This is a genomic window from Mucilaginibacter sp. R-33, assembly GCF_049949235.1.
GTDB lineage: Bacteria > Bacteroidota > Bacteroidia > Sphingobacteriales > Sphingobacteriaceae > Mucilaginibacter.
In genome coordinates this window covers 1,038,506-1,060,943 of the sequence record NZ_CP188089.1, presented here as the reverse complement: position 1 = coordinate 1,060,943, position 22,438 = coordinate 1,038,506, and the positions used below count along the sequence as shown (strand labels likewise).

Below are 22,438 nucleotides of genomic sequence, written 5' to 3'. Positions count from 1 at the left end.
GCTCCATAAAATTGTACTGTCAAGCACGGTGGTGAAATAATATAAAACAAAGCCATAAATGGTTTTTGAACAAATTAATTCATCGCGTTTCATCTAAATTAAAAAACCATGGAAAGTACTTTAAATTACCTCGCGGGCTTTGTTTCCCTAACTTTTATGGGATTATCGGCTATGTATAAATTTAAGCTCGACAAATTGCAGGGAACAGGCAAAATACCCAACATTATCAGCGCCAGGCAACGGCAAATTGTGTTTTTCGTGTTAGCCGTGTTATCTGCTTTAATAATATTCATCTCCAGATTTTAAAAACACATTAACCGGTAACAACCCCAAGACCGACGACTTTTGCTGATAAACATCAAATTACTATCTTTAACCGGGACCAAAAACCCGGATATGAAATACCCTTTGTTTTTTCTGCTTATTTTGGCTGTAATTCCGTGTTACGGTCAAAATATTGACAGTTTAGAAAAGGTTGTTTTCAGCAAATCACCAACGCAAAAACGCTTAACCGCCGCTACTCAGATTACCAACTATCCGGCTGAAAAAAATCCGGCTAAAACCATTACTGTTTTAAAAGAAGGATTGAACCTTGCACATAAGCTAAACAATAAAAAAGCAATTACTTTACTATCGCAAACTTTAGGAGAAGCCTATTTCCAAACTAACCAATATGATTCCGCATCATATTATTATAACATTGCCGCGGTTGCGCTCAATAAAATAAATCAACAGTACATTTTAACCGATAGTTATTACAGGTTGGCGAAAGCGTATGTAAAATTAAAAAATCATAAAAAAGCGCTTGAATTTTGCATGCTGGCAATTTCGTATGCCCCAAAAACCGGCGAGCGTACAGAATTGACAGAAGCCTTAAACCTGGCCGCGACGTTATATGAGGCAAAAAACAATTACCGGGAGGCCTTAAATTACTCCAGGCAGGCTTTCGACATAAAAGACTCTTTAAACCTTGCCCGGCAAACAAATGAAAACACCTCTGAAGCATACAGCCATAAATTTATGGGGGATGTTATGGGAAGTATTAAACCCAACGAATCAGAACAGGAAATTTTAAAAACCATCGATGTCAAGAAATCATTAAATGATACCCTTGCGCTTTCAATTAACTATTTTAACCTTGGCGTATTGTATAAAAACAAACGGTTATATCTACAATCTCTCGATGCCTTAAAAAACAGCCTTCAGTTTGCCACACAAATAAACTATGCAGATATGCAAAGAAGCGCCACAAACGAAATAGCTGATTTGTATGAGCAAATGGGCAACTATAAGCAATCGCTGATGTACTTAAAAAAGCATGCAGCAATTAAAACCTCAGGTAACAGCACCATTGATGAACTACAGGCAAAATACGAAATAAAACAACGTGAAGACCAGGTATTGCAACAGCAATTTGAAATAACAAAGCGTAATTACTGGATGGCGGGTATCTGTGTTTTTATACTTTTAATGTTCTTTACTGGCTTTTTTTATTATAAACAAAACAAGCTAAAACAGCGCAATATAGCTATGCAGGCTATAATTGCGGCTGAGGAAAGTGAAAGGCGAAGAATTGCCCGGGATTTACATGATAGTGTAAGCCAAATAATATCGGCGGCCAAAATAAACCTGTCAGTTATAAGCAGTGAATTACTTTTTATAAATGAAGAGCAAAGAACCCGTTTTGAGAAAGCAATTAACCTTGTTGATTATGGATTTAAAGAGGTAAGAACGATATCACACAATATGATGCCCTGGGCACTTCATAAAACAGGGCTGGCACAAGTAATTAAACAATTTATTGAGAATATTAAGAACAATAACATTGCAATAAACTTTTTTTGCCAGGGGTTTGATTCGCCGTTTGATGATACCATCGAGATCATTTTATACCGGGTATTACAGGAAAGTGTAAACAATGTAATGAAGCACGCTCGTGCCAACAGGGTTGACATTTCACTCATGAGAAGCGATGAAAACATCAGCCTCACTATTGAAGATAATGGCATAGGCTTTGACACAACCAATCCTGATATTTTTAAAGGGATGGGCTTAAACAACCTACTGTCGCGAATAAATTTTTTAAATGGCAAGGTTGAGTTTGATTCGCAGCCTAACAGGGGCACACTTGTTTCTATTTATATCCCACTCGCCAATAAACCTTTATAAGTTATATTGCATTATAAACCGGTTAAGCTCAACCGGATTTTTCAGGTTAAGCTTTTGCATAATATTTTTACGATGTGTTTCAACAGTATAAATACTCAAGTGAAGATGATCGGCCACTTGCTGGTTGGTAAAATTCTGTTTTATAAATTGTAAAAGTTCAGTTTCCCGCTTAGTAAGCTGGAACTGCTTTAAAAAAGGATCCGGTTCATTAGGCATAGAATTAGCAACCGGCTGTTTACAGGGAAAATACAGTTGCCCTTGCGCTACGGAGCGCATTACCTGCAATAGTTCCGCCTTTTCGACATTTTTGAACAAGTAGCCGCTGGCTCCTTCAGCTTTTGCTTTTTCAATCAGGTGCTCCTCATTGTATGTAGAAAGCATGATTACCTTAATTTTAGGATAGTAATCCTTTATACGCTTAAGTACGTCAAACCCGTTCATACCCGGCATATTGATATCAAGCAATATGAGGTTGGGTGTTTGGGTGTGTAACAAATGCAATAATTCCTTACCGTTTGCTGCAACGCTCACTACCTCTATATCCGGCTCTCCCTGCAATAACATGTGTAAACCGTTTATAAATAAAGTATGATCATCTGCTATTATTACTGATAATTTTTCCACGGTACTTTTCAGGTTATAAATTCATTGTAAATCTATATTTTATCTTCACTTCAAAAAATACCAACTGATTTGTATTGTGCATCCTGGCCTCTGTTCATAAATTGTTCTACCAAAGCAAACTTAAATAAATGAAAAGCCATCGCACATCTTATTTATATGAACTACGCTTACCCGGTTACTGTACCCCCAATACATACCGAAACCTATTAACAGGAAAAAGTGATGGAATACTTTATTAGCACATTTATAATAATGCTGATTTGTATAATCGCATTATTGCAAGATAAATCTTATGACAACGGTATTGTTTTACCAAGGCCCCAAAACAAGCGCCCTTATTTAAAAAACAACCAGTTAACCCAATGTAATTATGTTTATCCTACGATTACAAAGGAGCCAGCCAGGTTTATTATCGATAAAAATGAATCACAAACTGAAGTATTTGTTACGCTATTGACGGATAATCTCGTAAATCCTTCAATTTTCAACACCCCTACAACAGTGTTCATCAAGGCCAATCCAACGATTCGTTTAAATATTAGTAAGAATGTTAACTCTGCGAATTGCTTCTGTTTTCAATACCGGATAAACCAGTTTACCCCTTACTATCTATATTTCGGGCAATGTTTTAACAAGCAGCAGGATAAATAGTTGACAGCTTGGTGCATGTATTTTCTATATACGCAATGACGAAATATCTGAGATAAAATAGATTTTCAAACATTTTTGATTAAAAAACCATCAAAATTTAGATTAAGGAAAAAAATAATTAATTATTTTTTTCCTTAATCTAAATATAAAAAGCCATGACCGGTCATTATTATTTACAAGAATACTGCATCAAAGAAATAAATCACCTTCAGGAATAATAAACCCCATCTACATAAAAATAAATAACATACTCACAATCAATAACTTAAAAAAACAATCATTTAAGCTAATATTAATGATAAAAGCTTTTACCAAAAAATTATTCAATTTCGTCGTCCTGTAACTTTTTTTTTACAAAAAAATATTATTATTTTTAAAAGCCGAAACAGTTAAGCTTTTGTTAAACATGTATTCAACATTAAAAAACAAAATAAGCGCCTTTTTTGGCTCCTATCACTCAATTATAAAAAATAACTGAGTAATAGTACGTGATATTTCGCATCTTTTATCCATATTCCTACCTCAACCATTTCCAAAAATAAAAATCATATAAAATTTACATGAATTTTATATGAAGAATCTAAAAAAATCGTCATTTTATCGAAATCGAAGTAACGTTTTATCACTTTTTTTATCAATATTTAAATATATAATTGAAATATTAAACTTTTTTCAACTTTTTTTTCATTTTATTACAAAAATCGTAGTTTTGGATATTAACTAAAACTGATTTTTTAACAATGAAAAAACTCCTACTCGCAAGCTGGTGTTTGTTCATGCTATTTATTAGTGTGGTACATGCACAAAACAAAACGGTTACCGGCCGGGTAACTTCAAAAGACGATGGACTACCGCTGCCAGGCGTGTCCGTAAGAGTTGTAGGTACCACACTCGGTACACAAACAAATGCAGATGGTAAATTTTCTTTATCTGTTCCTGCCTCTGCAAAATCTTTAGGCTTTAGCTTTATCGGTTTTACATCTCAAACTGTTGAAATCACTTCAGCACCATTAGATGTTAAACTAACAAGCAGTGCTAACAAATTATCAGAAGTGGTAATTACCGGTGCTTATGGTACCAAACAGTCATCACGTTCGGCTTCTTATGCGGCACAGGTGGTAAAGTCAGATGCACTTAATACCATACGCCAGCCTAACGTTAATAACGCGTTAGCCGGTAAAGTTGCAGGTGTTCAGGTACGTAGCCAGTCAGCTGCAGCTTTAGGTCGTAATACCAATATCAGGCTGCGTGGTGCTACCGGTTTTGGCAGCGGCAACAACCCTTTATATGTTGTAGACGGTACTATAATGCCAAATGCCGACGATTTGAGCAATGACGACATCGACAACATCAGTATCCTGAATGGTCCTGCAGCATCTGCTCAGTTCGGTTCACAAGGTGCTTATGGCGCTATCGTCATCTCAACTAAAAAAGGCAAGAAAACAAAAGGCGTTGGCGTTGAATTAAACCTTGGTGCCAATTTCGACAAGGCTTACATCCTGCCTAACTACCAAAACAGTTATGGCGGCGGTGCTTCTGCCGATTTTATCCAATACCATTGGAAAGATGGTGATCCTGAAGGATGGAAAGCTTTAGATGGCAAATATTACCCGGATTATACAGACGATAGCAGTTGGGGACCTAAAATGGTTGGCCAGGAGTATATCCCATGGTATGCATGGGCTGCTGGTACCAAATATTCTTTCAAAACTGCGAAATGGACCCCTCAGCCAGATAACGCCAAGGATTTCTTCCGTACCGGTGTTTCTTTAAATAACAGTGTGGCATTTACTAAAGCGGCTGATGATTACAACATCAGGATGTCATACAATAACCAGCACACTACAGGCATAGTGCCTGAAACCTGGCTAAACAAAAACAACTTTACCTTAAACGCTAACTACGATCTTAACAAACACCTCACAGCAGGTGCAAGTATTAATTTTTCGGGCACACAACTTCATGGTCAGATCAGTGATGCTTACGCAAGTGCTTCAAGTGGCTCGTTCAACTCGTGGTTTCACCGTGATTTGGACATGGGCATCATGAAAGAATTACAGGATCTAAAATCGCCTGACGGCACCTATGTAAGCTGGAACCACCAAAACCCTAACTCATACGATCCATCAAACCCGGGCTCGTTTTATGCGGGCAACTATTGGTACAACCCTTATTTATGGCAAAAACAATGGCAAAACCTTAACACCCGCGACCGTTTGTACGGAAATATCTACTTACAGTACAAGATCAATAATGATTTAAGCTTTAAAGTTACCTACCGTCGCAATCAAACCAACACCTGGAACGAAGGTAAAATTTCATCTGAAATACAGGCCAGCGGTACACAAACAGGACAGAAAGCTGGTTATGGCACTTCAACGTCTTACTCAAACCGCGAAAACTACGAAACCTTGCTTAACTATGATAAGCAGATCAAAGATTTTCACCTGAATATTAATGCCGGTAGCGATTTTTACAACTGGAGTTATAAAGATAACGGCGCCAACACCAACAATGGTTTAAGTGTTCCTGACTTGTATACCCTGGCAAACTCTGTGGATCCGATCAGCGCCAGCAATACCAGGATCCAGGAGCAATACCGTGCGGTATTTGCGAAAGCTTCTGCCAATTACAAAAGGATTGTATATGCTGATGCGACTTTACGTAACGACTGGTTTTCAACCATCTCTACTATAAACAACGCTAACTCAGTGTTGTCAAAATCATTTGGTGGGTCATTCGTATTCAGCGAGGTATTGCCTGAATTTAAAGACTGGTTAAACTATGGTAAAATAAGGGGATCATGGGGCCAGGTACCATTAGCTTTAGGTAACACAACCGAAACATTTGGCGCATACAGGAACAATACACTATACGGTATCGCTCCAAATAAATGGAATGGCGCCTTATTGCAAGGTGGCCCAACCCAATTTGTTGACCCTGCCTTACATGGCACAACCACTACTTCAAAAGAAATTGGTTTAGACTTAGGTTTCTTTAACGACCGTTTAACTTTTGGCGCTACTTACTGGGCTGCAGATGACAAAGACCTTCCATTGGGCTTAGCGGTTAACGCTGCCAGTGGTGTATCATCTATCCTGACCAACGTAGGTTTGATCAAACGGAGAGGTTTGGAGATAACTGCAAGCGGTACCCCTATCCGGTTACCAAACTTTAGCTGGACAATTAATGCCAACTTTGCACAGTTATTGGATAATACAGTAGTAGAGATCAGCAATAAATACGGTGTTGACCGTGTGCAGGTTGCAGGTGTATGGGGTACAGACATGCCTTATCTGATCAATCAAAAAGGCAAATGGTGGGGCCAAATTTACGGTAACGGTATCAAACGTAACGCTGCCGGGGTCCCAATCCTTACTTCATCCGGCGCTTACATCAATGATCCTAACGTATATTTCGGCAGTGCATTGCCTAAATATACCGGTGGTATACAAAATACATTCACTTTATTTAAAGAGTTTGTGTTGAGCGCAAATATCGACTATCAGTTTGGTGGCAAATTCGCTTCATTATCAAACCGTTGGGGGCAGTATAGCGGTTTAACGGCTAATACGGCGGCACTTAACGATAAAGGCATGTCGGTACGTGACCCTGTTGCTGATGGTGGCGGTGTTAAAGTTACCGGTGTTGATGCCGACAATAAAGCCGTGACCTATTACGTCGACGCAAAATCATACTATCAGGGTTTAACAAACAATAAAACTTACGATCCCTACATCTACGACTTGACTTTCATCAAACTTCGTGAGGTTGCTGTAGGTTACAACCTGCCGATTAAAAGATGGGGTTTAGGAAATGTATTCCAATCGGCAAGGATTGATTTAACCGGCCGTAACTTATTGTTGATATACGCTAAATCTAAGGATTTCGATCCGTCGGAGATCACCGCGACAGAAGGTGAAACTGCCCAATACCCAGGCACGAGGGGGTTTGGTTTCAACCTAAAAGTAACATTCTAAGCGAACAAGGATTATTAGACTAAGAAAAAATGAAAAAGATATATCTATATACATTAGCAGGCGCGTTCGCCTTTTTAGGCGCGGGTTGCAATAAGCTAAAGGATTTTGGCGACGTAAACAACAATCCTGCAGCAACAGTAACGCCAATCCCTTCGGCCTTGTTATCAAACGTTGAGGCAAATTTGGGTGGTTATGCATCAACCGGTACCGAGGCAATAAGCGGAGGCCAGTATGCTCAATATTTTACTGAAACACAGTATTCAGGTACTTCATTGTACAACCTCCCTCAAAACGGCTTTACCGGCAATTACGCAGGCAACCTTAATAACCTGCAGCTTATCATTAACCAAAACCCAAGTAAAAACATGGTTAATGTGGCTAAAATACTGCAGCAGTATATTTTTTGGATAGTGACGGATTCGTGGGGTGATGTTCCCTACAGCGACGCACTCAAAGGGGCGGCTAACATATTGCCTAAATATGATTCCCAGGAAACCATTTATAAGGGCATACTTACCACGCTGACTACGGCTATAAATTCGTTTGATTCATCGCCAATAAGCGGTGACATCATTTATGGTGGTGATGTAGCATCATGGAAAAGAATGGCAAACTCTCTTAAATTGCTTGTTGCAATTCAAATGTCAAAGGTAACCTCTTCTTCTTCCATCGCATCTGCTGCTACCAACGAAGCTATTAACCCAGCTAATGGAGGAGTGATTACTACTACCGATCAAAACTTCAAACTTCAATATCCTGGAGGTAATTACAAAAGCGCATGGTGGAACCTGTATAACGGACGTAAGGATTTTGCCGAATCAAAAACCCTTACCGATTATACCGCGAGCACCAGCGATCCGCGCCAGGCAGCTTTTGGCGGCGAAAGTGAGCAGGCGGGTAACGTTACAACATCAAATATTGGCGTTCCATACGGCTTAGCGCGTTTAGCGGTGACCTCTTTTACCGACGCTAACCCAAAATGGGCACGTGTTTTACGCGGCGACTTCAGGCTTGAAAACGGATCAGTAACCCTGATCACAGCTGCAGAGGTGTGGCTGGCAAGGGCCGAAGCTGTAAACCTGGGCTGGATCACCCCAACAACATCTGAAACAGTAGCTATCGATTTCCAAAATGGTATAGGTGAATCGTTCGTACAGTGGGGACTAACATCTGCTGCGGGTAAAACTTTCGCCCAAGGCTTGGGCACACCTAACATTCAGCTAATTTCAACTCAGCGTTGGGTGGCAAGTTATCCTGATGGCCATATGGCCTGGGATATCTGGAGGAAAAGTGGTTACCCGGTTCTTACTCCCGCTCCTGATGCTACAAACGCATCTAAGCAAATTGTAAGGAGGTTCGTGTATGCTACTTCAGAGTATAACACTAACGGCGCAAACGTTAACACGGCAGTTGCACGCATGGGCGGCGATACTCAGGATACAAGAGTTTGGTGGGATGGTGGTAAATAATCATTAAAAAAATTGACACAACATGAAAAAGAATATATTTATTAAGTATTTGCTTGTTGCCGGTATCGCATCTGTTGCCCTTTTTTCGGGCTGCCGGAAAGAAACTGCCGCCGATAAGGTTGGCGGCCAGGCAGCTGATAATGGAAAAACACTCATTGGTTTCCCTAATGGCATGATTAATGCAACTTTCTTTGAGCCATTCACCAATGTAAAAACCGTTAATGTATTTACACTAAAAAAAGATGCAAAGAGTGAGGCTGAATTAAACAAAGCCCAAACTTTTGTGCTTACATCTTTACCTGACGCGCTTACAAAATACAATGCAAAAAACGGATCATCTTACGAGTTGTTACCACAATCGTTTTATACATTGGGCAACGCAAACACTACACAGGCAACCAACGGCGATCTGACCTTTAAGTTTGCTTCAGGTACATTTGCGGAAGATTTCATTATAAAACTTAATGGAAGTAAACTGGATCTTTCAAAAACCTATGGTTTGGCTTACAAACTTACCGGAACTGATGGTTTAGGAGTACACGCCGCCAGCAAGGATACCCTTTATGCTTTTTTTAGCGTAAAAAACAAATGGGATGGTGTTTATGAGATAACCGGCACAATGACTGATAAAGCTAATGCTACCTTAGGTCATATCAATGAGTACTTGTCAAGTGCAACCAACACATCGGATCCGAAAGGCCCTATGCAATTTGAGTTGAGAACAATATCTGCAACGAAATGTGAGGTTTATGATAATTACCTTTTTGGTGGTAACTACATGCCGATAAGGTCTGGAACCGGTGCCAGCTATTATGGTAACTTTGCCCTAATAATCGAATTTGACCCTGCCACCAATAAAGTTGCGGCTGTTACAAATTATTATGGCCAGCCGGCTTCCAATACCAGATCTGCAGCATTAGACCCTTCTGGCGCAAATGCATATGATCCCGGGACTAAAACTATTGATATTATCTACAATATGTTACAACCAAGTGTAATTACGACTGCTCCATATATCAGAACTACCTGGACTGAGAAATGGAAGTATATCGGTTCACGTTAATAAAATCAAAAAAGAGCCGTTTTGCATTGCATAATGCGGCTCTTTTTATATCCTGTTACATCACATAATTGATGACATACTGACCTTATTAAACTAAACAAATCCGTATTGAATTGGGGTTTTAATAATTATTATAAACACCAACACTTTTAACTGCAGCTTCGTTCTTTTAGTTAATAGTTACAACAAGAAACCGTACACCGTAAGCTCGTGTACGGTTTTCCCTGTTATATCCCGGTTGTCAGAAATTCGGATCAAAATTAAAACAGATCGGGTTTGACAATCCTACCATATTCCCGCTCAGTGCTGCCGATTGCGGCACTTGTGGGTAAGGTGTAGACGGCCCTTCAACCGTAACCCGGTAATAAGTACGGCCGGCTATTGCCGGTGTATCAGTAAATTCAATCATGGGCGTTTTGCCTTCCATTTTTAAAGTACCAAACGGGTTGCCGTTTTTTACCACATTGATAGTGTAGGTAGTATCCTTTATACTGTTTCCGGTTAACTGAACTTTAAATTTAACCGGCTTACCGGTTGCCTTCACGTTATCCCCCATCATCATATCCATTTTATCGTCGCCATTTAAATCGGCATAAAACTCAACACGGGGAGCATATGGGTTTGAACTTATGGATACCCTTCCGTTGGTTAAGGCGTCAATAACAGCTTGCTTAGTACGTGCAGTTGCAAATACCCAGGTAGTAGGCGTTCCTGCATAATTGGCTTTAGCCTGGTAATTAGGGCCTGGTTTTTCATCCCCTACAGGCACGCCGTGATGTGCGTCGCTCCCTCCCCTGCCGGTTAGCTTTCGGCCCGATGACAACATATCATCCCAGATCATGATCGCATTGGCATTTTTTGACCAGATGGCCGAATTCCATACTTCGATAGAATTAACCATATCATACGAATACCCAAAATGATCTTTACCGCTGGGATGGTTTGCCGACAGGTGAATACCAAGTTTATTCTTTATGCGCCCCACAACAGTATCACGTTGGTCGCGCACATCGTATAACTGTTGATGATCATAAGGCCTGGCCGAAAAGGCGTTGCCATGGCCGCGGGTAGTTGTCCATTCGGCAGCGTACAGCAGCAATACCGAATCTGATTTAAACTCCGGATCAGCCCAGGTATTGTGGGCTACGTCGCCATCTACATGATTATCGTGATCGGTAATAGCCAGGAAATCGATCCCTACCAACCTGCAAAAAGTGATGATCTTGCTGATTGAATTATTTGACGACTCCTTGCTATGCCTGGAGTGCATATGCAGCTCGCCTTTAAGCCAGACACCCTGACTGAGACTGGCCGGCGGCGGCAGTGTGCCCAGCGGTTTGGGAGCCCAGGGGTTTACATGGGCCGATTGCCCCAATGCGGAACCGCTGATGCAGCCCGCAACCATAATTATTAAACCGGTTTTAATTAACAGTCCAATGTTCCTGTTAGTGCTTAGTACCATAAGTAATTTTGTCGATCTTTTTATTTTGTAATACTTTCGGCAGCCAACTTAGCCCACTCATGTTAGCTCACCGTTAACAAGAACAAATGATATAAAAATGTGACAGTGAAGCAAAAACCGAAACACCTGCTTTTATTTTTATTTGACTGAAAATTAAAGCTAACATCCCGCAAAACATTTGTAATTTAGGATTAAGCGATTTAACTCAACAAACTATACCTATGAGCAACCCGATAACAACACGCTGGCCCAGGCTCGATTACCATGATCTTAAAGATACCCTTGCAAGTGTTCATATGTGGACTCAAATCATTGGTAAGGTAAGACTAAAACAAATGCCCTGGATCAATCATTCATGGCAGGTAACCCTTTATGTAAGTTCAACCGGTCTAACTACCGGAAGTATGCCATTTGAGGGCGGCGTTTTCCAGATAGATCTTGATTTTATGAGTCATACCCTGAATATATCCACCAGTACCGGAGAAAAACGATCGTTTGGGCTCGGTACCGGAAGTGTGTCCGCCTTTTTCAGTTCCCTGATGGACAGCATTGCTTCAGTTAATGCAGGTGTAGAAATATATGCGGTGCCGAATGAAGTGGAGCCGGCTATTCCTTTTGCCCAAAATCACACGCCGTGTAATTATAACGCTTCCATTATGCATGATTACTGGCAGGCACTGGTAAGGATCCATAATGTTTTCACAGAGTTCAGGGCCGGGTTTCAAGGAAAAAATAGCCCGGTACATTTCTTTTGGGGAGGATTTGACCTGGCGGTCACCCGCTTTTCGGGCAGGCCCGCACCAAAACACCAGGGCAGCGTTCCCAATATGCCTGCAATAGTAATGCAGGAAGCCTATTCGCAGGAAGTAAGCTCATGCGGCTTTTGGCCGGGCTCGGATGCTTTCCCTCATCCCGTTTTTTACGCATATTGCTACCCCGCTCCCGAAGATTTTGCCAAACAGCAGGTATCGCCTCCCGAAGCATTTTACAGCGGGGAAATGGGTGAGTTTTTATTGACTTACGAAGTTGTTTCCCGATCGGCCGACCCGGAACGGACTTTGCTACAATTTTTGCAATCCACCTATGACGCCGCTGCTAAAACCGGAAACTGGGATAAAGATCTGCAATGTGATTTATCGGCATTAAAGAACACATGAGGTAAAATATTGAGAGGACTCTTTCGACAGGCCCTAAGGAAGCTGTTCTAAAAACCTGGAAATATATTTCAATTTGGTATTATGCAAATTATAATTTAACTTTATTTAGCAATAATTATTTGATTATGAGCCAATTTCCAGATCCGGACGAAACTCCTGCTCCTGAAGAAGACAGTGGAAATATCCCTGATATCTGGGATATCAAAACATCAGGCAAGGGCCGTGTGGGCAGGTCAGATACTAACCTGGATGAGGCCATGCCTTGTGCCGAAGACAGCGAGCCTTATTTGGAAGGAGATATAGATACCCCCGGTTTATGGGATGATAACGACCTGTCATCGTCTGACCAGGCGGATTATCTGGGAGCGGAATAGTCAGGAAGCTATAGTTGCAATAGCAAAAGCTATCCCCATAACTATGGGCGAAAAAAATATTGCCCGTAAACAAAGTACGTAAATATTCCATCTGTAATCGTTTTTCTTTGTGTTTTGCTCAATCCGTTCCTGGTAATTGATGATTTCAACCTTATAAAACCTCAGGATCCTTTCATCATCAGCAATATCCTTATGGAAAAATGCCTTATCAAAGTATATTTTGGGGCTTGTACCTGGCAAAAGATATTCGCTTGGGGTTAAACCTTGCAGTACAAACATTAAACCTACTATCAAAAAATAAAAGATCCCTACAATTGCTGTAAATAACAAACTATCCAAGTGAGGTGTATCCTTCCATTTTCCGATTGCATAAGCCAAAAGACCAATTAAAACGCCCGAAACCAGGGTTAATAATCCGTTTGATCGCTCGTAAATACCCTTTGCCGTTTCTATGGTGTAGTTATATGATTTTTCGGCCTGTTCAAATATGAACTTTGCATCTTCCAGGGTCAGTTTATTGAGCCATTCCTTTTTTTCCTGCCAGAAGTTTTCCATATGGATACTTTTAACCTAATTTAAACTAAATCCGGCGTAATCCATACAAAATCAAGCAAATAGATATTAAAACATCCTCGCATAAAGTTCATTGACAGATTAATGACATCAAACTACGAGATTAATTAAGCAGGTTTAAAGGGAAAGGGATATTTTTATCCTATGCAAAAGGTGAAACAGATAGTGGGAGGACTATCATTGATATTTAACCGTTACGCGTCGTTTTCAGACTTGACATTATTCCCCATCAGTCGGAAGTTCACCATGAAATAGGTTGGGGAATAAAAAGCGTTAATATCTTCAATGGAGCTATAAGAACTAAAGTTTATTAAAAAATTCACCGAAATGCCAGAGGATACCGGAGGGGTCGTGTAAAAAACATTCCCTCCCCCATTGCTCCACGCGGATCGGAGTTAATCTTACGCCGGCATATTTCGAAGGTAAATCTAAAGCTAACAGCTCATCCCAGTAGCGGGCGACATCATCAACCTCCAAAAACAGCATGGTATTATCTATCCAATCTTTAACATATGCTTTTTGCAGATAAAAGGCGAGCTGCCCTGTTTTAAATACCGACATATCTGCACTCAATACAACTTCTTCAAATCCCAGGTCGCGATAAAAACTTAGCGATATTTCAAAATCTTTAGCGCCGATGAATGGCCTGAGCGATATAGCTTTGTGTTGCATAGTTGAGGTTTAAATTTGAGCCGGCAACCTGCTAAATAAGAAGCAGATTGCCGGCTAATTAAATACGAAGATACTTTATGACCAATGGTTTTCAAACACCTTCATAATTCTCCCTCATCTTTTTAATTTTTTTGCTGAGATAGAAAAGTAACCAGTGAGGCAAATTCATCATATGATAATGCATTGGCAAGCCCTACAGGCATCATAGATGTTTTCAATTCCTTCCTGGTAAGCACATCGCTGGATTTAATGGTAAATACATCTCCGGTAATGTTTCTCATCACTATTTTTTGGGCAGACTCATCTGTAATAAATCCCATATAATTTTTATTGCCTTTAGCTGTGATCATCACAGTAGCAAATCCCTGCGAAATGGAAGCGCTGGGTTTTAAGATGGATTCGGCGATTTGCTGGCGATTCATGATAGATCCGATCTGGCCCATAAACGGCCCTTTTAGTTTTTCGCCACGGGTAAGGCTATGGCAGGCTACACAGCCTTGCTGCGTAAATAGTGCCCTTCCTTTCTTTGGATCTCCTTTAACTTTGGCTAACATTAACATCAGGTCTTCAATGGATGAATTACCGATTTGCCCTTTTTTGTTCAGGATCTTTGACAAATCTACTTTAACCTCTTTTGTAGGAACATTTTTTTCTTCACCGCCAAATGCCGTGATCCCCATTTGGTGCCGCTCATTCAGATCAGCATAAAATTGTTTGCCCGCAGCGTCTGCTTTGCTTCGTTCAAGCGTCAGGAACTTCTCGATACGAGCCGAGCCTTCCCAGGTTATACCTTTGTAAATTGGGCCATGTGAATCGGGCCGGGTTCCCCACCACCAGGACGCATCATAAGGAGCTTCCTGCTTATAAAGGCGTGCCAGGGTTACCAATATTTGTTTCTTTGTTTTTACATCTTTGATTTTAGGGTAAGCGGCAATCAATCCATTTACTGCTTTAGTATCGTACATATACCGCAATGCCCACAATGCTAATGTTGAATTGGTAGTTCCAATTGCACCAACGCATGCATCAACCGCATTCATGCTTACAAGTGCCCTCACAGCCAGGTGGGGCAGTATTATGGCCGAATTGGGCGTGGCGTGCGGCCCTTCAGTATTTTTAGCAGGCGCTGCAAAACTTGCAGGAACTTGTGTTTTAAGTAATTCAGAAGCTGCTTCTAAACGGCCAAGACGACCCAAACCTATAATCGCCGCAGCTTTCACGCGCGGAGACGGATCTTTCAGCCCGTTCAAGAAAGGAGCTATTGGTACTTGTGCTATCCCTTCTTTCCTGTCTGTTAAGGCTCGTAATGCAAATTCCCTCAGAGCATTATCCTGCGTAAGTTGTGCAAGGTTAGCTATTCCGCTCTCCCGGGCAATTTGTCCGTAAGTAAAAAGAGCAGCCACCCGTGCATATAAAGCAACACCCGCATCCGATGCTATGGCAAAAGCTGCCTTGCTGCTTTCGTCGGCCGGCCTGGTAATAAGTTCCTGTGAGGCATTTAATCTTGCCACCGCGCTTTCTGATTTTAACATATTGGCCAAATCAGCTACGGCCAGCGTTTTAACATCAGGAAATGCTTTATAGCTCCATCCGTTAGGTATGGCCCTGATCACATAACCCTTTGATGCACTGCCAGAATATCCCGCACCATCCCAGGCCGAAAGATAGAGCCGCCCCGAACCATCAACATCCAGATCGGTGATCTGAGGTAATTCAATAAATGGTTCTTCAGTTTGTTTAAAACTGGCACCATCTGGTTTTACCCTATTTATATAAAGTTCGCTCCGTCCCCAGTCGGCCGTCATAGGTACATGGTTATATTTTTCGGGCCAGGTAGGTTCATCCATAAACAGCGAACCTGTGCCTGAGCCGCCGCCCAAATCAACCAGGGCGGGCAGAATCTCATCTGTAAAATGCTGAAATAACAAGGGGTAACCATATTCGCCCGATTGAATATGATGCGAGAAACGGATGTTCCAGCCGCCGCCATCATTAGTATTATCGCGTGTAAATACATTCATGTACGGATCTATAGCAACATCATAAATATTGCGGGTACCATGGGTATAAACCTCCATTTCTTTGCCATTAGGCCTTACCCTTATGATGCCGCCGCCAAGCATAGTCAGTTTTTTACCATCCCGGTCGGTAGCATCATGAAAGCCGAAATCGCCAACAGCTATGTAGATCCATCCATCAATCCCCATACGGATACCATTGGTAGCATGGTCTGTTCCGCGTTCAACCAGCATGTGAGCATTACTCAGGTGCTCGACGAGTGGTCTTGGCGGGCCATCAGCAATGCCATCATGATCTTTATCTTCAAAAACTTCAAGGGTCATACCGGTCGCCTTACGCGTTTCTTTCGAAAAAACTGTATGAAGCACAAAAACCTGGTCGCCCATGATGAGTATACCGCGCGGGTCGTCAACATCAGCAAAATCTGTATGCTTATCTAACTTACCATCATTATCGCTATCGATAAGTTTAACTATCCGCCCTTTCCCGGGATCTTTACCCAGCGAACCAATCATATCAACTCCAACAAATACCTCGCCTGTGGCTGCCACAGCTAAACAAGCGGGGCTTGGTGTAAGCTCAGGTCCGGCAAACCTGGTGATTGTAAAGCCAGCTGGCCAATGGAGCGAATCGCTTTTAGATTGACTTTGTCCTCGTATTGAAGCCAAAGTACTTGGTTTGGCATGTCCCGCTTCGTTACTGCGGGTATTTGCAAAATATTTGAGCGTCAAAAAGAAAGATAAACAGAGAAATAGGGTTAAGGATAACTTTAACATTGTTGTTTTTTAATTATACAGGTAAAAGGCAGTCAAATTAATCTTTTTATTTTATTTATTGTTTAGGAATCCGTTTCTCAGCGGTTAACAGTTTAACTACGTCGGCTAATTTCTGAGGATCATGCGCATATTTTTCAAGGTTAACAATCTCAACTTTCCTAAACTCAACAGGATGGCTTTCACTTTGCAGGGAAATTGTACCGCTTTTTAACAACGCACCCTCCTCTGTGCTGCCAACCGGGTCCAGTTGCGGGCGCTGATAACGTAACACTTCTTCTCCGTTTACATAATGTACCACCAGCGAATCGCCCAAAACAAGGGCCTCTACCCTAACCCACTGATCGCCATGAAAGGTTTCCGATTTTGAATCCAGGCAATGACTTTTAACTACCGAGTTATTTAAAACGTACTGTGTACCAGGGGTGCACACGTTCGCCGTCGGCCGTTTATCTTTACCATTACCGCCCAATAACTGAACCTCAATGGATATTGGAAAGTCCTGGTCTACCTTCATAGTTTTAGGATCCTGCCCGTGTATCATAATTCCGCTGTTGCGGAACGCCCATCCGGGGCCACCTTTTACCTGGTTACCTGTGAAACGATACTCTACCCCTATCAGGTAATAAGAAAAAGGCTTTTTGTAAAACAAGTGCCCAAACTGGTCATCAAATTTTTCATATTGATCATAACTTACCTGGATCTTATGATCAACAACCCTGAAGGTGTTACCAAAATTTTCATTTAATTGATGTTTCCTGATTTTAACAGTCCAATCCGTTAAATCCTTTCCGTTAAAAAGCTGTTCCCACTTAACTTTCAATTTTGGATCCGGGCGTTTAAACGCCAGTAATATGGACAGGCTTATTAAAAATAAAACACTCAGTGTTGAAAGAATGAGTCCACGCTTTATCATGACATATTTTTTTATTATCTAACTATTAGTTTACTGCCCGAAAAATAAAAAAGCAGATTGCTATATAGGTTTAACTGGCTGCTGATCAAAAATGCAATAATAGACTTAGAAAAAAAGGGGGTAAAGCCCTAAATTTAAGGGGGTAAAATAAATTGCCTGTAAAAATCAAGATACAGAAAACTATCTGGTAGTATAGAGCAATTAACTATAGACATATACTCAAAACAGCACCATGAACACTACCCCTGCCCTTGCTTTGTAACATTATCACTTGGATTAAAAAACAAGACACTTTTGTAAATCAATTTGATATTTTTACTTACCAATTATTAACTAATAATTTATAATGCATAGTAGGATAAATAACGTCTTAAATCCGAAAATATACTTTAGTTTCCTGTTCCTTTTCGTTTACCTAAATGTTTTTGGTTTCACAGCCGGACAGCCCGTGCAGTATCTTGGTATCGAAAACGGACTATCTAATAATGCGGTTACATCTCTCTACCAGGATCAATATGGTTTTATGTGGATGGGCACTTATGATGGCTTAAACCGATATGACAGCGATGAATTTAAAGTCTACAGAAACGAGTGGAACAACAACAAATCCCTCCCATACAATCATATAAGTGCCTTAAATGGTGTTGGTAACAAAATATTGATAGGCACACAACGCGGGCTTGTTTTTTATAATTACCCCGACTCTTATTTTTATCCGGAATATTTCCGGGAGCACAACAGCGGGCGCCGGTTAAAAATAACTTCAAATATAAATGTTATTGTAACCGATAAGGACAGTAGTATATATATAGGAACGGATGAGCTGGGGTTATTGAGATATGACAAAACCAGGAAACTTTACCTGCAAACGGGGCTTACCAACCAATATAATTATAGCGTAAAAGCATTATATCCAACCCGGGCAGGTGTTTGGGTATTTGTAAAAAACCGGGGGCTGGGTTTATATGATCCAAAATCCGGGCGTATAAATATCATGAATACTCAACTTAACAGTGCCAGTTGCCTGCTTGCAGATAAAGTGGGCAACCTTTGGATAGGCACCGAAAACGGCTTGTTTATATTTAACAGTAAAACACGAGCTATCAAGAGGTTTCACCAGGCTATTGATAAACTTACCAGCGATAACATATCCAATTTAACTCTCGACGAAAAAGGTAATATCTGGATAGCTACCGACGGTGGCGGCATCAATATTTTAAATACAGATAGTGGCAAACTCACTTTTATTACCAATGGTAACAAAGCAGGTTCATTGCGCAGCGGGGCTGTTACCGCGATTTATCATGACAGGGAATCAAGAAAGTGGATAGCAACCCTGCGCGGCGGGGTTAGCGTTGTAGACAACTTTAAAAAGCCGTTTGCACTTTTTAACAATGATCCCTTCAATAAAAACAGCGTGATCAACAATTTCATTCTTTCATTTTGTGAAGATGAAAAACATAACCTATGGATAGGCACCGATGGCGGCGGGCTTTCTTACTGGGACATAAAAAATAATTTATACACCGGTTATACTCATGCATCAACCGGTGGGGGCTTGAGTACCGATTTTATCGTGAGCATACTTAAAACCTTCGATAATAAAATATGGGTGGCTTCTTTCAACGGTGGTATTGACCAATTTAGCAAAACTACCGGCAAATTCAAGCATTACAACTGCTATAATACATTAACTCAAACAACCGATAGAAACCTATGGAAACTTTTTGAAGATTCCAGGCACCATTTATGGGCAGGTACTACCAGGGGCGGCCCATTATATCTTTATAACCGAAAAAATGACCGCTTTGAACTATTCGATGAAGACCTGGTTAACATACACGCTATATTTGAAGACAGTAATGGAAACTTATGGGCAGGTAATTACACCCGGCTCATTAAAATAGATACCGTTAAGAAGGCTCATCATTTTTTTAATGTGGGTTATGGCATCAGAACCATCGCGGCAGATAATTCAAACCATTTATGGGTTGGAACTGAGGGTGGTGGATTGCTAAAATTCAACCTTCCTGATATGAGCCGTGTGAGGTATACCAAGGTTAATGGTTTGCCGGGTAATTCAATCCTCAACATCCTTATCGACAATAAAGAAAACCTATGGTGCAGTACTTACAATGGTTTAAGCAGGTTTTCCCCGGCAAAAAATAAGTTTACAAATTATATTGTTTCTGACGGTTTGCAAAGCCTCCAATTTAATTACAACGCAGCTATCCGGCTTCAATCGGGCGATATGGCCTTTGGAGGGATTAATGGATATAACATTTTTAATCCAGACAGCATACAGGTAGCAGACCATAGGCCCGATCTTCGCATAACCGGCCTGAAAATTGACAATTCAGAAACTGATGGCTCCAGCGAATTGCTCAAAAATCAATCTGTAGCGGATCTTAAAACAATCCGGCTTAATTATGAACAGGCTGCGCTTACCATTCATTACACAGCACTCGAATATTCGTTTCCGGATAAAATTGAATATGCTTATTATCTTGAAGGATGGGATCATGGGTGGAACTATGTGGGCAAGACCAAATCTGCATATTACACTCATTTAAATGAAGGCAGTTACAGGCTAAGGGTCAAAGCTACAGACACCCGGGGAAATTGGATGCCGAAACAGATCAGTGTTAAAGTTATTGTGTTTCCGCCATGGTACAGAACATTGTGGGCCTACGTAGTATACCTGGTTATTATCTTTGGGGTAATATACCTTTATTTCCTATACCGGGTAAAACAGGCAAAGCTTAAATTTGAAATTAACCTGGCTAACTTAAAGGTTGAAAAGGAAAAAGAACTGAATGAAAAGAAGCTCGCTTTTTTTACCAATGTTTCGCACGAGTTCAGAACGCCGCTTACGCTGATCATCAATCCTATCAAAGATCTGCTGGACAAAAATAAAAGCCATTCGGACGAGCTAAATACGGTATATAGGAATGCCCGGCGCTTATTAGGATTGGTAGATCACCTCCTGCTGTTCCGCAAAACTGAAAGCGAAAACGCGCAGTTAAATATAAGTGAGATAAATTTTGTGCGGGTATGCGAAGAGGTATTTTCGTGCTTTGCACATCAGGCTAAAATCAAAAACCTGAATTTTAACATTGAAACAACCAGCAGGAATATTACGGTATTTGCCGATGTCGAAAAAATAGAGATCTCATTGTTTAACCTTATTTCGAACGCGGTTAAGTTTACACCAGATTATGGCACCATCAAGATTTTTGTGGAAGAAGATGACACACATGTTTACTTTAAAATAACGGATAATGGCGTTGGTATAAATACCGAAACCGGCGATAAACTGTTTGATAAATTCTACCAGGTAAAGGATAATAATTACTTTAAAAAGGGTTTCGGTATCGGTTTGTACCTGGTTAAAGTATTTATTGATTGCCATAAGGGCACGATAAACTATTTAAATAATAAAAATGGCGGAACAACCTTTACCTTAAAGCTATCAAAAGGAATAAAACACTTTTCGGCAGAGGAGATAAATATTGTAACAGCTCCTGACTATAATTTTGTAAATGACCTTATAGATCATGGCAGTAAAGACCTGGTTGAAGAAAATACCAAATTGCAGAAGCTTGAACTGTTTAGCCAGGAAAAGCATACCCTGGTTGTTATTGACGATAATGAACAGATCAGGACATATATCAAAAAAATATTTTTTGCCGACTATTTAGTCCTTGAAGCAAAAGACGGAGCAGCGGGTCTTGAGCTGATTAAAAAATATATACCAGATCTGATCATCAGCGATATCCTAATGGACGGAATAAACGGGTTGGATTTATGTAAAATGATTATGGATGATGCGGCCATAAAGCACATCCCGGTTATTTTGCTCACCGGCGATACCACACCCGATATTATGGTTAAAAGCCTTGAACAAGGTGCAATAGACTTTTTGCGAAAACCATTTGATAAAGAATTGCTCACAGCAAGGGTTAAAAGTGTATTGAGGAATAAAACAAAACTTCAGCAATATTTTTATAAGGAGGTTACGAAGGAAAACATAGCCATTAATATTTCGCGGGAAAATAAAGACCTGCTCAACAACTGTAGTGCTGTTATTGAGCAAAATTTCAACAGCGACAATTTTGATGTTTATGCCCTTGCCGATGCAGTCGGCATTAGTTATCCAACATTATTTAAAAGGATCAAAAGCACTACCGGTCAGTCTATCAACAACTTTATCAGGTTTGTTCGCCTGCGTAAAGCCGCCGAGCTCCTGATCCAAACCAATTGTAATATCAATGAGGCGGCAATACAGGTAGGTATCAGCGATATCAAATATTTCAGGGAACAATTTCACAAACAATTCGGCGTCAATCCATCAGAATTTATCAGAAAACACCGGGCAAATTTCCAGGTCTCCTATCGCTTAAACGAGTTTGAAAAACCTCCCGTAAATTAAATATCAATGGTGCAAAGTTCGGAAAGAGAAACATCAGGCTGTCTTAAAAACAGCTGAACAGCCTGAATACAATTTTCTCTCCCCTTTAATTTATAGTTTTGTCC

Annotated in this window: 14 protein-coding genes; 8 read left to right on the top strand and 6 right to left on the bottom strand. The window is 40.6% G+C overall.

The features are described from left to right. The first annotated feature begins 108 nt into the window (after positions 1-108). Positions 109-306 carry a hypothetical protein gene (locus tag ACP26M_RS04675; RefSeq protein ID WP_426586602.1) on the top strand — a complete coding sequence of 66 codons (198 nt, stop codon included), beginning with the start codon at positions 109-111 and terminating at the stop codon, positions 304-306. 90 nt (positions 307-396) lie between these two features. Further along, the gene (locus ACP26M_RS04670; RefSeq protein WP_426586600.1) at positions 397-2,169 is read left to right on the top strand and encodes a tetratricopeptide repeat-containing sensor histidine kinase; all 1,773 of its coding nucleotides are present in this window, start codon (positions 397-399) and stop codon (positions 2,167-2,169) included. Here the strand turns inward: ACP26M_RS04670 and ACP26M_RS04665 are convergent. Further along, positions 2,164-2,793 (bottom strand): response regulator, encoded by a 630-nt coding sequence (locus ACP26M_RS04665; RefSeq protein WP_426586598.1) that lies wholly within the window; start codon positions 2,791-2,793, stop codon positions 2,164-2,166. The genes ACP26M_RS04670 and ACP26M_RS04665 overlap by 6 nt on opposite strands. A gap of 1,391 nt (positions 2,794-4,184) precedes the next feature. Between ACP26M_RS04665 and ACP26M_RS04660 the strand changes: the two genes are divergently transcribed. The 3 genes from ACP26M_RS04660 to ACP26M_RS04650 are packed head-to-tail and all read left to right on the top strand — an operon-like array spanning position 4,185 to position 9,956. After that, a complete protein-coding gene (locus ACP26M_RS04660) occupies positions 4,185-7,424 on the top strand; it encodes a SusC/RagA family TonB-linked outer membrane protein (RefSeq protein WP_426586596.1) in 3,240 nt (1,079 codons plus the stop codon). Between the two features lie 29 nt (positions 7,425-7,453). After that, complete coding sequence (locus ACP26M_RS04655) at positions 7,454-8,893, top strand: SusD/RagB family nutrient-binding outer membrane lipoprotein (RefSeq protein ID WP_426586594.1); 1,440 nt, start codon at positions 7,454-7,456, stop codon at positions 8,891-8,893. Between the two features lie 22 nt (positions 8,894-8,915). After that, positions 8,916-9,956 (top strand): DUF1735 domain-containing protein, encoded by a 1,041-nt coding sequence (locus ACP26M_RS04650; RefSeq protein ID WP_426586592.1) that lies wholly within the window; start codon positions 8,916-8,918, stop codon positions 9,954-9,956. Between the two features lie 241 nt (positions 9,957-10,197). Here ACP26M_RS04650 and ACP26M_RS04645 read toward each other — a convergent pair whose 3' ends face one another. Next, positions 10,198-11,418 (bottom strand): CehA/McbA family metallohydrolase, encoded by a 1,221-nt coding sequence (locus tag ACP26M_RS04645; RefSeq protein ID WP_426586590.1) that lies wholly within the window; start codon positions 11,416-11,418, stop codon positions 10,198-10,200. A 221-nt stretch (positions 11,419-11,639) separates the two neighbouring features. Here ACP26M_RS04645 and ACP26M_RS04640 point away from each other — a divergent pair, with 221 nt between their 5' ends. Both ACP26M_RS04640 and ACP26M_RS04635 read left to right on the top strand, forming a co-directional pair. Further along, positions 11,640-12,575 (top strand): DUF5996 family protein, encoded by a 936-nt coding sequence (locus tag ACP26M_RS04640; RefSeq protein ID WP_426586588.1) that lies wholly within the window; start codon positions 11,640-11,642, stop codon positions 12,573-12,575. A gap of 125 nt (positions 12,576-12,700) precedes the next feature. After that, the gene (locus ACP26M_RS04635; RefSeq protein ID WP_426586586.1) at positions 12,701-12,949 is read left to right on the top strand and encodes a hypothetical protein; all 249 of its coding nucleotides are present in this window, start codon (positions 12,701-12,703) and stop codon (positions 12,947-12,949) included. Here the strand turns inward: ACP26M_RS04635 and ACP26M_RS04630 are convergent, their stop codons facing one another. From ACP26M_RS04630 to ACP26M_RS04615, 4 genes are all read right to left on the bottom strand, one after another. Then, positions 12,950-13,504, bottom strand: a complete 555-nt coding sequence (locus tag ACP26M_RS04630; protein ID WP_426586584.1) for a hypothetical protein — start codon at positions 13,502-13,504, stop codon at positions 12,950-12,952. Between the two features lie 318 nt (positions 13,505-13,822). After that, positions 13,823-14,194 carry a VOC family protein gene (locus tag ACP26M_RS04625; RefSeq protein ID WP_426586582.1) on the bottom strand — a complete coding sequence of 124 codons (372 nt, stop codon included), beginning with the start codon at positions 14,192-14,194 and terminating at the stop codon, positions 13,823-13,825. A gap of 122 nt (positions 14,195-14,316) precedes the next feature. After that, the gene (locus tag ACP26M_RS04620; protein WP_426586580.1) at positions 14,317-16,989 is read right to left on the bottom strand and encodes a DUF7133 domain-containing protein; all 2,673 of its coding nucleotides are present in this window, start codon (positions 16,987-16,989) and stop codon (positions 14,317-14,319) included. A gap of 55 nt (positions 16,990-17,044) precedes the next feature. Then, on the bottom strand, positions 17,045-17,902 hold the full coding sequence (locus ACP26M_RS04615) for a 3-keto-disaccharide hydrolase (RefSeq protein WP_426586578.1): 858 nt from the start codon (positions 17,900-17,902) through the stop codon (positions 17,045-17,047). A 346-nt stretch (positions 17,903-18,248) separates the two neighbouring features. On the opposite strand from ACP26M_RS04615, the gene ACP26M_RS04610 reads away from it, so the two are divergent. Beyond that, positions 18,249-22,334, top strand: a complete 4,086-nt coding sequence (locus tag ACP26M_RS04610) for a two-component regulator propeller domain-containing protein (protein WP_426586576.1) — start codon at positions 18,249-18,251, stop codon at positions 22,332-22,334. Positions 22,335-22,438 lie beyond the last annotated feature (104 nt).

Bases quoted from the DNA above. Each gene is read 5' to 3' on its own strand.
- ACP26M_RS04645 (WP_426586590.1), bottom strand. From the start codon at position 11,418: ATGGTACTAAGCACTAACAGGAACATTGGACTGTTAATTAAAACCGGT.
- ACP26M_RS04630 (WP_426586584.1), bottom strand. From the start codon at position 13,504: ATGGAAAACTTCTGGCAGGAAAAAAAGGAATGGCTCAATAAACTGACC.
- ACP26M_RS04635 (WP_426586586.1), top strand. From the start codon at position 12,701: ATGAGCCAATTTCCAGATCCGGACGAAACTCCTGCTCCTGAAGAAGAC.
- ACP26M_RS04660 (WP_426586596.1), top strand. From the start codon at position 4,185: ATGAAAAAACTCCTACTCGCAAGCTGGTGTTTGTTCATGCTATTTATT.
- ACP26M_RS04675 (WP_426586602.1), top strand. From the start codon at position 109: ATGGAAAGTACTTTAAATTACCTCGCGGGCTTTGTTTCCCTAACTTTT.
- ACP26M_RS04670 (WP_426586600.1), top strand. From the start codon at position 397: ATGAAATACCCTTTGTTTTTTCTGCTTATTTTGGCTGTAATTCCGTGT.
- ACP26M_RS04640 (WP_426586588.1), top strand. From the start codon at position 11,640: ATGAGCAACCCGATAACAACACGCTGGCCCAGGCTCGATTACCATGAT.
- ACP26M_RS04625 (WP_426586582.1), bottom strand. From the start codon at position 14,194: ATGCAACACAAAGCTATATCGCTCAGGCCATTCATCGGCGCTAAAGAT.
- ACP26M_RS04615 (WP_426586578.1), bottom strand. From the start codon at position 17,902: ATGATAAAGCGTGGACTCATTCTTTCAACACTGAGTGTTTTATTTTTA.
- ACP26M_RS04655 (WP_426586594.1), top strand. From the start codon at position 7,454: ATGAAAAAGATATATCTATATACATTAGCAGGCGCGTTCGCCTTTTTA.
- ACP26M_RS04650 (WP_426586592.1), top strand. From the start codon at position 8,916: ATGAAAAAGAATATATTTATTAAGTATTTGCTTGTTGCCGGTATCGCA.
- ACP26M_RS04620 (WP_426586580.1), bottom strand. From the start codon at position 16,989: ATGTTAAAGTTATCCTTAACCCTATTTCTCTGTTTATCTTTCTTTTTG.
- ACP26M_RS04610 (WP_426586576.1), top strand. From the start codon at position 18,249: ATGCATAGTAGGATAAATAACGTCTTAAATCCGAAAATATACTTTAGT.